Genomic DNA, 13,234 nt, shown 5'->3' with positions numbered 1-13,234 from the left:
GCATGCCTAGAAAAAAGATCAAAAAATTGATGCCGGATCATCAAACCATCAAAGAAAATAAATATTTGAAAATCTTTGGTCCGCTTATCCATAATGCAAACCTTTGGCATCTTAACCGCCGTTCTGTTGCAAAAGCCTTTGCTGTAGGCCTGTTTTGCGCCTTTATTCCAATACCGTTCCAAATGGTACTAGCCGCCGGTATTGCTATTATAGTACAAGCAAACTTGCCCTTATCCGTTGCCCTTGTATGGATAACAAACCCGATCACTATGCCGTTTATATTTTACTTCTGTTATGTTGTCGGCGTATGGGTCTTGGGTGAAGAAGAACAACATTTTGCTTTTGAAGCCAGTTGGGATTGGGTTGTAGATAGTTTATCGACGATAGGCCCAGCCTTTTTACTTGGCTGTGCCATTTGTGCCGTGGTATTTGGCATTATTGCCTACTTTAGTATTCGTTTACTGTGGCGCTATTCCGTTGCACGAGATTGGAAAAAAAGACAACTTAGATAATAAAAAAGGACGCTTTCAGCGTCCTTTTTTATTTGAATTTTATAGCAAACAAACGTTATACATGCCCAAGTACTTTGGCAGGATCTATTTTCGTTGCTCGCCAAGCAGGATAGAGCGTGGCAACAAACGATAACACCAACGCAGTAATCAATGCGGCGGTAATATCTGGCCAATGAATTTGGCTCGGAATAAAGTCAATAAAATAGACATTAGCATCTAAAAACTGCAAACCAAATACATGCTCTATCGATTTGATAATGCCGGTTAAATTAGTTGCAACTAAGCTTCCTAATACTGCACCTATTACACCACCTAACACGCCATTTACCGTGCCTTGTACAATAAAGGCGAACATGATGAGTGGTCTGCTCGCGCCCATCGTACGTAATATCGCGATATCACCTTTTTTATCATTTACAGCCATCACTAGCGTGGACACAATATTGAAGCTAGCAACAGCAATCACAACAATAAGCACTAAAAACATCACTACACGCACAAGTTGAATATCGTTGTATACGTGTCCTTGTGTAGTCGTCCAATCTTTTATGTAGACATAGTGGTCAATGGCGTAGGCTACTTCATAAGATATACGTCGCGCTTGAAATACATCGGCAACTTTCAAGCGGATAGACATTGTTTGCCCGGATTGTTGCTCGATCCAACCTTGTGCGTCAGCCAAACGCGTATATGACAAGGTGTCATCGATAGTGCCACCAAAATGGAATATTGCTGCTACAGCAACATTCACTTTTTTAGGTGGCGGCATGCGGCTACTATTTTCCTTCGGGGGTTGCGGCAACAAAATTTGTACTGTGTCACCAACGCTAACTGAGAGTTTTTTAGCAATACCAGAGCCAAGCACAATCGTGTTAGGTTGCGAAAGCGCATGCCAACTGCCAGAAGACACGTAGGCTGCTATATCCGATACCTGAAGCTCCTGCTCGACATCCACAGCTTTTAACTGGGTTGCCTTAACCTGTTCTCCTTTTTGCAATATTGCCGACAACGACGTGACCGGTGCGGCAGCTAGTACACCGTCAAATTGCTCGACGTTTTTAACCGCTGTTTGCCAATTGTTAAAAGGCTTTTCCACCGACTGCAATTCGCCATGTGGTTCAATCGCCAATAGTTTGTCCGCCAGTACCTTTTCAAAACCATTCATGGCTGAAAGGACAATAATTAATACCGCTACACCTAACGCTATCCCTATTGTAGATGCGGCAGAAATAAAGCGTGCAAACCCTTTATTTTGATTACTCCTAAAGTAGCGAATGGCTAAAAATAAACTTAACGGTTTATACATAGCATTAGCTCTCTGCCAGCGGACGCAATTGGCCGTGATCAAGGGTTAATTGTCGATCTAACCTTTTAGCTAAAGTTAAATCATGGGTAACAATGACAAAGCTTGTTTGGCTATCGCGATTCAATTCGCGAAGTAATTGGTATATTTGCTCTGCAGTATCAAAATCCAAGTTACCTGTAGGTTCATCTGCCAAGACCAAAGAAGGCTCTGTAACAAGCGCTCGAGCAATGGCAACACGCTGTCTCTCACCACCAGATAGCTCCGCAGGACGATGAGATAAACGATGTTCAAGGCCAACTTTGTTAAGCATTTCTGCGGCCTTTTGCTCGCTTGCTTTAGCAGAGTCACCTCTGATCATTAGTGGCATAGCGACGTTTTCTAATGCAGTAAATTCCATCATTAAGTGATGAAACTGATAAACAAAACCAATATGCTGGTTTCTAAACGCCGCTCGCTCTTTTTCAGAAAGGTTTTCAAGTTCTACACCATTGATTGATACGCTACCTGACGTCGGTTTATCTAGCCCACCAGCTAAATGCAAAAACGTACTTTTACCACATCCCGAACTGCCTACAATTGCAAGTAGCTCTCCTTTTGGCACACTCAATTCCAACGCCTTCAATACTGGCGTTTCATTGCTTCCTTGCACATACGTTTTGACTAGCGCATGACAGGCTAATACATCATTCATTTCTTAATACCTCTGCAGGTTGTGTTTTTGCGGCTCGATAAGCGGGATATAGCGTTGCTAGAAAGCTCATCACTACTGCGCCTAAAACAATCACGGCAATATTGTTCCATTGCATATCGACCGGCAACAACTGACTGCCTAACGCCAAATTGGCGATACCGATAAATTGCATAAATTCGTTTAAGTTAAGCGCTAAGGCAATACCAACAATTGCGCCAATCAAGGTACCCCAAACGCCGTTCACCACGCCTTGCGTAATAAAAATGCCCATAATCTGGCGACGATTCATGCCTAAGGTTTGCAAAATACCAATCTCACCCTGCTTTTCTATCACCACCATAACCAAGGCAGAGACAATGTTAAAAGCAGCCACTGCAACAATAAGACTTAACATGATAGTCATCATGTTTTTTTCCATATTGACCGCTGAAAACAGTGCCCCTTGTGAACGCTGCCAGGTATCAATATGTTTGTCAGGAAAAGCTGCTGCAACTGATTGAGCCACATCAGTAGCCTTAAAGGCATCGCTCAAGTAAAGCCTAAGGTCGCTAATACCGTCACCTTTTTTGCGATGCATTTTTGCAAGATCTTTACTGTTTAAATAGATAACGCTGTCGTCTATCTGACTACCTAGGTTGAATATGCCGACAATCGAAAATGTGCGCTGCACAGGCACCCGCCCCATTGGAGTGAAAACTGTTTTGTTCGGCAACACAATGCGCACATCATCGCCTAGGTGAACACCAAGTTTTCTAGCGAGAGGCTCACCAATAACTACGCCATATTTTTGTCTGGCTAAGTATTGCATATCACCGGCGAATATATTGGCACTCACTATATTGCCCTGCTCTTTTTCAGGCACTACACCATAGGCGAGCACACCTTGAAGACCTTTACTAGATTGAATAATTACTTCCGCAGAAGAAAACGGAGTGACATCGGCGACATGATTAAGCGCTTTAAGCTTTTCGGATTGAGTTTGCCAATCTTCGTCGGCTTCAACCACAACATGAGGCACTATCCCTAAAACGCGCTGCTTAAGCTCGCCTTCAAAGCCATTCATCACTGAGGCAACAACAATTAGAGAGGCTACGCCAAGTAAAATACCAACGATGGAAAAAAAGGTAATAAAGGAAATAAACCCGCTGCGAGATTTAGCTCTACTGTAGCGTAAACCAATATAAAAGCTGATAGGGAAATGCATGGATTTGATGTAGACTTTATGTTCGTTATTTTAATCAGTAGAGCTTAACATAAGCCTCAACTAAAAGTGAGTAAAATGAACACGATTGCCATTATTGTTATTCTTGTTTCGTTAGGGATTATTGTTAGCGGTATTTTATTGCTCAAGCAATCGGCTAAAAAGTTTAACTTAAGCGACGAGCAAAAAGAAAAAATTAAAGCGCGTCAAAAAGAACTTGAACAAGAAGAAGATTAGCTAGCAATAAAGCATTGTATTGTCTAGCTCATCTAAAGTAGTAGCTATGCTATGTGCGATAAATGGTCTGGATAATATGATAACCAAACTGCGTTTTAACCGGCCCATGAAATTCTAATACTTTCTTTTTAAATACCACATCATCAAACGCTTTTACCATTTGGCCTCGTCTAAACTCGCCTAGATCGCCACCCTTTTTACCCGAAGGACACTTAGAGTGTTTTTTAGCAAGCATGCCAAAATCAGCGCCTTTTTTTAACTTAGTCAAAAGTTGCTGCGCTTCCTTTTCTGTTTTAACTAAAATATGTCGTGCACTAGCTGTTGCCACGCGGAAATCCTCTTAAAATAGAATGTTGCTATTGTAGCAAAAAAACAGCTCTGATCTGATTTTACTTTACGATGTAATGTAACATTCTCTAAAATAGCGCAAGTACAACAAACATTGAGAGAATTATGGCGTCTATAGACAACCTATTTGAGAACAACAAAGCGTGGGCAGATAACATTGAAAATGAGCATCCAGGCTTTTTTGAAGAACTATCAAAGCAGCAATCACCTGATTATTTATGGATTGGTTGTAGTGATTCACGTGTGCCTGCGAATGAACTATTAAACCTGATGCCCGGTGAAGTGTTTGTTCATAGAAACATCGCTAACCAAGTCATTCATACCGATTTGAACTGCTTATCTGTTATTCAATACGCGGTTGAAGTGCTTAAAGTTAAGCACGTAATCGTGTGTGGTCACTATGGTTGTGGCGGTGTAAATGCTGCAATGGGTGACGCACAATTTGGTTTGATCGATAACTGGCTGCGTCACATTAAAGACGTTATTCGTCTTCACAAAGCAACCTTAGACGCAGAACAAGATGAACAAGCAAAGTTCAATATGTTATGTGAACTTAACGTTATGGAACAAGTTGCAAACGTTTCTAACACAACGATTTTAAAAGATGCTTGGGCAAGAGGCCAAGACATCACTGTTCACGGGTTTGTTTACAACCTTGCCGACGGTATTTTGAAAAACTTAGAAGTCTCGGTAGATGGTAAATAAGTTTGTTTTAATCACAAAAAAGCGCCCTAAAGGCGCTTTTTTTCTATGCGTGGCGACCTAAAGTACACCGCGCTCCATTTGGTTTAATTCAATCGACTTAAATAGTGCCGTGAAATTACCTTCACCAAAACCTTTGTCATCCACACGTTGGATCATTTCGATAAAAATAGGACCGAAAATATTCTTAGTGAAAATTTGTAACAAGTAAGAGTTTTCTTTTTGGCTATCTACCAAGATTTGGTGATCGCGAATCTTCTCTTTGTCTTCCTTAACCCAAGGAATACGATCAAATACATCATCATAGTATTCAGGCACAATATTAAGCGTATCAATAATCGACTTGTCTAGCTTGTCTAATGAACCGACTAAGTCATCTGTAATAAATGCTAAATGTTGTACACCTGGGCCGTTGTACTCTTCTAAGTATTCATCAATTTGGTTGTTGTTGGTGCCTTTACCTTCATTGATCGGAATACTGAACTTGCCACAAGGTGATTGCAGTGCATAAGAAACAAGCGCTGTTTTCTCACCTTTAATGTCAAAGTAGCGTACTTCTGTAAAGCCAAACACGTCTTTATAGAAATTTGCCCACTTTTCCATGGTACCTTGATACACATTGTTGGTTAGGTGGTCTACCGCTTGGAAACCTTTGCTTTCGTTCTCAACCGCTTCAGGATGCGCTTCAAAATCATCTTCATAAATTGAGCCTTTTGCACCAAATTTGTCGATGAAATAAATCAAGCTATCACCAATACCGTAAATAGCTGGGTAAGGTAACTTATTTGCTGCATCTTGTGCTGACTTGGCGCCGCGCTCAATTGCTTGATCAAAGGCAAATTGTGCGTCTTCTACTCGCCAACCCATCGAACAAATCGCTGGACCATGGCTTTTAGCAAACTCTCTACTAAAACCACTTTGCTCGTTGTTTAGTAAAAAGTGGATATCGTTTTGATTGAAATAGTCGATATCGCGACCTTTAAATTTCTTGGTTTTAGAAAAGCCAAAACCATAGAAAGCTTTTTCCATGAAATCTGAATCTGGTGTTGCGTATTCGGTAAATTCGATACCACATAATTTTAGTGGGTTGTTCACTTCTGTCATTGTCTACTCTCTCGAAGCTTTGTAATGCAGTCATTATGGATAAGGAATGCAGGCCCCGAAAGCTTTTACACCTTGCAGCTGCGCACAGGCATGTAAATCAAAATGTACGCGAAAACAGACAAAGATTAATCGACATCAATACACGCCAATACTAGCGCTACTGCTAGCTGTATGGTTTTATGTACACAAACAAATAATCAGCAGATCACAGCAAAAATACTGCGCCAGAAAAGCAAACGCCCCGCAAGAAGCGAGGCGTTTCAATTTTTGAAAAACGACGTTAATTAGTGACGTTTTTGTGAGAACTTCGGCTTACGACGTTTCGCCTGCTGATCAATCACGGGTGCTTGTGAAACAGAAATTTCTAACGCTTGACGACGCACACGCACTTTTTTCAGCTGCTTAAACAGATGCTCAGGCATACCTTTTGGTAGTTGCACAATTGAGTGACGCTCGTGTAAGTCGATTTGACCGATGTAGCGGCTGTCTAATGAAATTTCATTAGCAATGGCACCAACAATATCACCTGGCTTAACACCGTGTGAACGACCTACTTCCAAACGATACTGCTGGAAATCAACGTCTTGCGTTTGACCACGCATTTTACGAGGCGCACGCTCACCACCACGACGCTCATCACGTTCTCTACCGCGGCGTTCACCGCGTTCAGCACGCTCTCTACGAGGCTTAGGATCTTCTTTTGGTTGCAATGGTTGTTTAAGCTGACCTTGATACAACAAGGCTGCAGCTAAATCTAACAACTCAGTCTCAGATTTCTCTGCCATATTGGCAACAATTTCACGCATCTTTTCAAGATCTGTTTTCTCAATAGTCGCCAACAAGGTCTGGTGCGTCTTTTGAATACGAGATGCCGCAATTTCTTGAATCGTTGGTAATTCAAATGGCGTGATTTTGCCTGCCGTTAATTTTTCATAATGGCGCAGTAAATACTGTTCACGAGGACGTACAAACGAAATAGCTGTACCTTCACGACCAGCACGGCCTGTACGACCAATACGGTGTACATAAGATTCGTGATCGCCCGGCAAATCGTAGTTAATAACTAAATCGATACGAGGAATATCTAAACCACGTGCAACAACGTCGGTTGCAATTAAGATAGACGACTTACCTGACTTGATTTGGTCAACAGTACGCTCACGTTGCGCTTGGTTCATATCACCATTTAACGCAAGTGCAGGGAAACCTTGGCGCTCTAAACGCTCAGCTACTTCAACGGTATCGGCACGAGTACGCACGAATATAATCATCGCATCATAGTCAGCCGTTTCAGCGATACGCTCTAGTGCTGTTAACTTGTTAATCACACTTACTTTCCAAGCTAATTGCTTGATGTTTGCTTTCGCTTTGTTTACCGGCGCAATCTTAACGTGTGCAGGAGACTTCAAAAAGCGATCAGCTACTTTCTTAATTTGCTTTGGCATGGTCGCTGAAAATAGCGCCATTTGAGCATCACTTGAAAGGTGCTCAAGAATCCATTCGATATCTTCTAAAAAGCCCATGTTTAACATTTCATCGGCTTCATCAAGTACGCAGAAATTAATATTGTCTAACTTCAAGCTCTTGCGACGAATGTGGTCCATTACACGACCTGGCGTGCCCACAACCACTTGCGCACCGCGCTCTAATTGCCCTAATTGCGGACCATATGATTGACCACCGTAAATTGTGGCAACACGCAAACCTTTAATTTGTTTCGCGAAAGATTGCATGGCTTCAGATACCTGAATAGCAAGTTCGCGTGTCGGTGCAAGTACTAATACTTGTGGTTTTTTAACCGATACATCAACTGATGAAAGTGCTGGTAAACCAAAGGCAGCAGTTTTACCTGTACCGGTTTGTGCTTCACCTAGTACATCTTTGCCAGAGAGCAAATGAGGAATAGTTTGTGCTTGAATAGCAGTGGCTTGCTCGAAACCTAATGTTTCAAGCGAAGATAAAATATTTTCAGGCAAGCCGAGGGCGTCAAAGCCGATCGCAGCATTGATTGAGTCTGTCATGCAATTTGTCTTCTATTGGTGGTGTTTACTACAAACACTCAAATACACATTGAGGTACCACCAAATGACTTACTCACACACAATCTCTACCGCATCCAATGAAGTCGTTATGGCGGGATCCCCGTCCAACCTCGTAAGTCCTTACTCACGAGAGGCGCGCATTATACAGCGCTTTCGTAATTAAACAAGTAAAATTGTGTAATTTTCAAACAAAAAGACCGCAATTAAGCGCAATGCTGATCTATTAAGAATGTGATCAGTTGACCGATCCAAATGATCGTGCAAAATCCGTAGTCAGTTTTCTGATTACGGATTTTTTTATGCCTGCCTTCACCCAGTTTCACGATTTTATCGAAGAATCCCCAGTAGATATTGCCAAGTTAACCACCTTTTGTGAGCACATTCCTGACGATTGGGTTTATCAAGCGACAGGGTTGTCAGCCAAAGCTACAATCCGAAGACGGCGTTTGCCCAGTGATATGGTGCTTTGGTTGGTAGTTGGTATGGCATTTTTTAGAAACGAACCGATTGCTGAAGTAGCAAGGCGTATGAACATATGTGCTGAAGGCTTAGCTGATGAAAAACTTTTAGCTAAAAGTGCATTAACCGAAGCGAGAAAACGTCTTGGCTCTGAATCGATGGCATGGCTATTTAGGCAATGCAGCAACCAATGGGGATTAGAGCGTTACCCAGGTGACACTTGGCACGGCCTTCAGGTTTTTGCTGTTGATGGGGCTTTATTTCGCACAAATGATACGCCTGAATTACGTGAGCATTTCGGCTCTGGAAATACGAGCACAAATCGGCAAACGCCATTTCCTATGTTAAGGCTCGTGACGCTAATGAATGTTCGCTCTCATGTGATTGTTGATGGCGATATAAGCCCTTATCGAAAAGGTGAAATTCCTCTCGCAAAGGGGTTCATGGATAAGTTGCCAGATAACTCAGTTACCCTACTAGACAAAGGTTTCTATAGCGCAGAGCTACTTCTGGGTATAAACAAACTGGGAGACAACAGTCATTGGCTTATTCCCGCAAGAAAAGGTTTAAAGTACACGCTGCTCGACAAGCAAGAAAGTAATGACCAATTGGTCGAGATGAAGGTCTCCCCTCAGGCAAGAAAGAAGAATCCTGACTTACCGGAAACTTGGAAAGTTAGGGCTGTAACGTATGAAGTTGCTGGCAAAGTAAAAACGGTATTCACATCATTACCTCGTGATAAATACAACGCTCAAGATGTTGCCGAGTTATACCATGAGCGTTGGGAAATTGAGCTAGGTTACCGAGACATCAAATCATCAATGCAACACAATGCGATCACCCTTAGAAGCAAAACAGTTGATCTTGTATATCAAGAGTTATGGGGACTTGTGCTGGGTTACAACCTTGTTCGAAGAGAAGCTAGTCAAGCGGCCGTTTCTCATCAAAGAGCTCCTAACGAAATTAGTTTCAAATATGCTTGCCAGTTCATCGCCAGTCAATTGAAAGTGATGGCAAAAGCGCTATCACCTGGTAATACACCAAAACGATTAGCTCAGCTTCGAGGTGACTTGACCATGCTCTTCAAAGAAAACCGCCCTAGGCCATCAAGACCTAGGGCGGTAAAGATATCAAAGACCCGTTATCCAATTAATCGCAATGCTGCTCCACTAAAGTGAACAGCATTGCGCAATTAAGCGGCCTTTTTCGCTAACTTGTTGCCAACGTATTAACTATCGATTTCGAAGTTTCCTTCTACGTCCTTGATAGTTAAGCCGCCAGAGCCCGCTTCAATAATGTTAACGCCACCCGCTCTGCGCACATCAATGCCGCCACTACCGTCGTCAATTGTTACAACGCCTTTGACGTCACGAACCGTTAAACTACCTGAACCGTCGTCAATGTTCGCGTCGCCACCAACATTACTAATTTCAATTGAGCCGGAGCCGTCATTGACCTCCAAACTGCCACCGACTTCACTAATCTCTAGTGAACCCGAACCATCATTAACGTCCAAATTGCCAGTAACGCTTGAAATGGTTAATGAACCGCTACCGTCGTTGACTTTAACTTCGCCAGCGACATTTTCTATCACAAGGCTACCTGAACCATCGGTAATATCCGCACCATTTTTCATGCTGGTAATATGCATGCTGCCCGAACCATCTTCAACCGATAAGAACAGTTCGCTTGGCACAGTTACGCGCACATCGATATAGGCATTAGGACCATCGCCCCAACTAAAACTATTATCGATTTCAGACACTAGTTTTGCAGTTTTGCCTGAGGTATCGAGCGTTAGGGTATAGTCTTCGAAGTCTGAGTCGTCAGCATACACTTTAGCATTCACGGTAATTTCGCTAATGCCATCTTTACCTTCAATAATTAGTTCGCCAGCACCTGCTTCAACGTCTAACGTTTTTAAACTCGCGCTAGGAAGCGTTAGTTCCTTTTCTGCAACAAGGTCGCTGCCAGCGTACGACGGATAAGACACCACGACACAGCCTGTAAGTAGCAGGTATGACGTAACAGCGAGAGTAGATTTAACTAAGTTCATGTATGAATCCCTTTTCTATTTTATGTTCACCAAACACTATACAATTAGCTTGCCAACATTGATTTTTCATTTAAATACAGCAACTTAAATAAACACACCATGCTATTAGTTGGTGGCAACAAGCTATTATTTAGTTATTTTCACACTCTATTAGTTACATTAACTAACGAAAAGGTTTAAATTAATCGTCATTTCCATGTAACAAGGCTTCAAACGTTTTGAGCTTGTCTAGCACCATACCGTGTATCGACTTGCGAGGATAACGGCCGGTTGAACCTAACTCCCCTGCTTGCGTATCCATTAACACTTCTAAGGCTTGGTCGATATCGTCGACGGCATATATGTTAAACATATTGTTGCTAACCGCCTCCATAACTTCGTCTGACAACATTAAGTTAATAACATTGGTTTGCGGAATAATTACGCCCTGTTTACCGGTTAAGCCTTTATCTTTGCACAGACGGTAGAAGCCTTCGATTTTCTCGTTCACACCACCAATGGATTGCACTTGCCCATGTTGGTTAATCGAGCCAGTAATGGCTATACCTTGGTCAATTGGCATATGTGATATCGCAGACACCAAAGCGCATAGCTCAGCCATTGAAGCGCTGTCGCCATCGATATGGCCATAACTTTGTTCAATAGCGATGTTAGCAGAAATCGTTACTGGAAATTCTTGCCCATATTTATGGCCAAGATAACCGGTGAGTAGCAACACCCCTTTTGAGTGAATCGATTTACCTAAATCAACTTCTCGCTCAATATCGGTGACACCACCTGAACCTGCATATACAGTGGCCGTAATTCGTGCCGGTGTACCAAATACGCTATCGCCAATTTCAAGTACGGTTAAGCCATTAACTTTACCCACTTGTTTACCTTGCGTGCTGATAAGCACCTGCGACTCTTTAATTTCGCTTAACCAAGTTTCACTCAAACGACCGGTTCGGCGTTTTTTTGCAGCCAGTGCTAAAGTAACAAACTGCTCCGTTAATTCGCCGTCGCTGCCAGATTGGTGCCAAATATAATAGGCTTCGTCGAGCAGATCATTGACCTGGGTAATATTGGCAGACAATTTTTGCTGATGCTCGGCTTTTCTTAAGGCGTAGCGCACTAGCTCAGCAATGGCTTCATTGGTGACTTCAGGATAATTGTATTTCGCTGCGCGTTGGCGAATTAACTTACCGTACGCAACTAAATTGTTTTCATCTTTTTTAAGGTGTCTATCAAAATCTGCAAGCACTCTAAATAGCTCAGTAAATTCCTGATCGAGGTCTTGTAGCGTGTAATACAATGACGGGTCACCTAATAAAATGACCTTAACTTTTAACGGAATTTCTTCAGGTTTTAAGCTGTATGCGCCCGGCTGAGTGAATTCTGAATAAGGGTTTTCTATGGTCACTTTTTGGGTTTTTAACGCCAGTTTTAAGCGCGCCCACACCATAGGCTGGGTTAACAACTTTTCTGCTTCAAGCAACAAGTAACCGCCGTTGGCTTTATGCAATGCGCCTGGTCTTATCAAGCGATAGCTAGTGTAACTTGCCCCTTGAAAGGTTGAAAAGTCGACATGGCCAAACAAGTTTTGATACGTTGGGTTTTGCTCATAAACAACAGGCGCGCCTTCGTCTTTAGAGCGATCAACAAGCAAATTAGGCAGAAACTTTTCTACCATAAGTTTGCGTAAATCCTTTTCAGTGGTATTGGTGTTTTCGTTGTTGCTTTCTTCCACAAGCAGCTCTAGAACCACATCAACAATGTGTGCCTTTACCGTTTTTAAATACTTTAATACTCCTAAGTTCGCTGCAAATTCGTGCTCAAGCTCTTTTAAGAGTGGACGAATGGCCTGCTCGGCGGTATCAAATTTCAATTTGCGCAATTTATCTGAAGATTCACGTTTCCACAGCGGTAGCTCAAGCAATTGCTCAGCAAGCAAACCTTCGAGTTTGGTTAATAATTCATAAAACTTTTCGCGCTGCGCTTCGTCTAGCTTGCTAAACTCTTCATCGTTTAACGGCTTACCATCAACCAGTGGTGCAAAGCCCACTTCGCCCTTTTCTTCGTACAACACCACGTCGTTTTGCAACGCAATTTGTTCTACATTAGCTAAGGCTTCGTCGTACCTTTGGTTAAACTCTCTATCAACCGCAGCTTTTTGACGCTGATAGCCTGGGTTGTCGAACACTTCAGGGAATAAATCAAGTAGCTCATCGATAAAGGTGTTCATACGCGCAAGTAACTGCTTACCATCACCTGGGCTAACATAGAGTTTGTAGGGTTCATGACTGTTGTCAAAATTGTTGATGTAGCACCACTCTTCCGGCGTTTCCTCACGTTTAGCTTGCGCCGCTAACATTTGCTTGATCAGCGTTTGTCTGCCGGTACCATGATCACCCATTGCATATACATTAAAACCGGGTGCTTGCATCACCAAGCCAAACGCTAATGCGTCTTTCGCACGTTCATGGCCGATAAAGGGTTGATTGGTTTCTATGCTTGCTCGTTCAAATAATTGAGCCGATAATTTTGAGGTTAGTTGATGAGGTGAAAGGCGTAATCGTTCAACAGTTTGAGTCATA

Annotated in this window: 12 protein-coding genes; 4 read left to right on the top strand and 8 right to left on the bottom strand. The window is 42.5% G+C overall.

Annotation, left to right across the window (positions count from 1 at the left end; genetic code table 11):
• Positions 1-2 precede the first annotated feature (2 nt).
• Positions 3-512, top strand: a complete 510-nt coding sequence (locus QUD85_RS05830) for a DUF2062 domain-containing protein (protein ID WP_093329858.1) — start codon at positions 3-5, stop codon at positions 510-512.
• A 55-nt stretch (positions 513-567) separates the two neighbouring features.
• On the opposite strand, the gene lolE is transcribed toward QUD85_RS05830, so the two are convergent.
• The 3 genes from lolE to QUD85_RS05815 are packed head-to-tail and all read right to left on the bottom strand — an operon-like array spanning position 568 to position 3,713.
• The gene (gene lolE, locus QUD85_RS05825; protein ID WP_093329855.1) at positions 568-1,818 is read right to left on the bottom strand and encodes a lipoprotein-releasing ABC transporter permease subunit LolE; all 1,251 of its coding nucleotides are present in this window, start codon (positions 1,816-1,818) and stop codon (positions 568-570) included.
• 4 nt (positions 1,819-1,822) lie between these two features.
• Positions 1,823-2,509 carry a lipoprotein-releasing ABC transporter ATP-binding protein LolD gene (gene lolD / locus QUD85_RS05820; protein ID WP_093329852.1) on the bottom strand — a complete coding sequence of 229 codons (687 nt, stop codon included), beginning with the start codon at positions 2,507-2,509 and terminating at the stop codon, positions 1,823-1,825.
• Positions 2,502-3,713 (bottom strand): lipoprotein-releasing ABC transporter permease subunit, encoded by a 1,212-nt coding sequence (locus tag QUD85_RS05815; protein WP_093329850.1) that lies wholly within the window; start codon positions 3,711-3,713, stop codon positions 2,502-2,504. The genes lolD and QUD85_RS05815 overlap by 8 nt, the downstream gene beginning before the upstream one ends.
• Before the next feature lie 75 nt (positions 3,714-3,788).
• Here QUD85_RS05815 and QUD85_RS05810 point away from each other — a divergent pair, with 75 nt between their 5' ends.
• Positions 3,789-3,947, top strand: coding sequence for a DUF2897 family protein (locus QUD85_RS05810; protein WP_093329847.1), 159 nt, complete (start codon positions 3,789-3,791; stop codon positions 3,945-3,947).
• Positions 3,948-3,996: 49 nt separating this feature from the next.
• Here QUD85_RS05810 and ppiC read toward each other — a convergent pair whose 3' ends face one another.
• The gene (gene ppiC / locus QUD85_RS05805) at positions 3,997-4,275 is read right to left on the bottom strand and encodes a peptidylprolyl isomerase PpiC (protein ID WP_093329843.1); all 279 of its coding nucleotides are present in this window, start codon (positions 4,273-4,275) and stop codon (positions 3,997-3,999) included.
• 125 nt (positions 4,276-4,400) lie between these two features.
• Between ppiC and can the strand changes: the two genes are divergently transcribed.
• Positions 4,401-5,000 (top strand): carbonate dehydratase, encoded by a 600-nt coding sequence (gene can / locus QUD85_RS05800; protein ID WP_093329840.1) that lies wholly within the window; start codon positions 4,401-4,403, stop codon positions 4,998-5,000.
• A 57-nt stretch (positions 5,001-5,057) separates the two neighbouring features.
• Here can and hppD read toward each other — a convergent pair whose 3' ends face one another.
• Both hppD and QUD85_RS05790 read right to left on the bottom strand, forming a co-directional pair.
• Positions 5,058-6,101, bottom strand: a complete 1,044-nt coding sequence (gene hppD / locus QUD85_RS05795) for a 4-hydroxyphenylpyruvate dioxygenase (protein ID WP_093329838.1) — start codon at positions 6,099-6,101, stop codon at positions 5,058-5,060.
• A 284-nt stretch (positions 6,102-6,385) separates the two neighbouring features.
• Complete coding sequence (locus QUD85_RS05790) at positions 6,386-8,122, bottom strand: DEAD/DEAH box helicase (RefSeq protein ID WP_093329836.1); 1,737 nt, start codon at positions 8,120-8,122, stop codon at positions 6,386-6,388.
• Between the two features lie 320 nt (positions 8,123-8,442).
• Here QUD85_RS05790 and QUD85_RS05785 point away from each other — a divergent pair, with 320 nt between their 5' ends.
• A complete protein-coding gene (locus tag QUD85_RS05785) occupies positions 8,443-9,780 on the top strand; it encodes an IS4 family transposase (protein WP_093332494.1) in 1,338 nt (445 codons plus the stop codon).
• Positions 9,781-9,830: 50 nt separating this feature from the next.
• On the opposite strand, the gene QUD85_RS05780 is transcribed toward QUD85_RS05785, so the two are convergent.
• Together QUD85_RS05780 and QUD85_RS05775 are read right to left on the bottom strand one after the other, a co-directional pair.
• The gene (locus QUD85_RS05780; protein WP_093332267.1) at positions 9,831-10,658 is read right to left on the bottom strand and encodes a DUF4097 family beta strand repeat-containing protein; all 828 of its coding nucleotides are present in this window, start codon (positions 10,656-10,658) and stop codon (positions 9,831-9,833) included.
• A gap of 181 nt (positions 10,659-10,839) precedes the next feature.
• Positions 10,840-13,233 carry an ATP-binding protein gene (locus tag QUD85_RS05775; RefSeq protein ID WP_093332265.1) on the bottom strand — a complete coding sequence of 798 codons (2,394 nt, stop codon included), beginning with the start codon at positions 13,231-13,233 and terminating at the stop codon, positions 10,840-10,842.
• Between the last annotated feature and the right edge of the window lies 1 nt (position 13,234).

It is taken from the genome of Thalassotalea agarivorans, assembly GCF_030295955.1.
In the GTDB taxonomy this organism is placed as follows: Bacteria; Pseudomonadota; Gammaproteobacteria; order Enterobacterales; family Alteromonadaceae; genus Thalassotalea_D; species Thalassotalea_D agarivorans.
The sequence above is the reverse complement of the archived record's forward strand: the minus strand, read 5'-3'. Positions and strand labels throughout refer to the sequence as shown.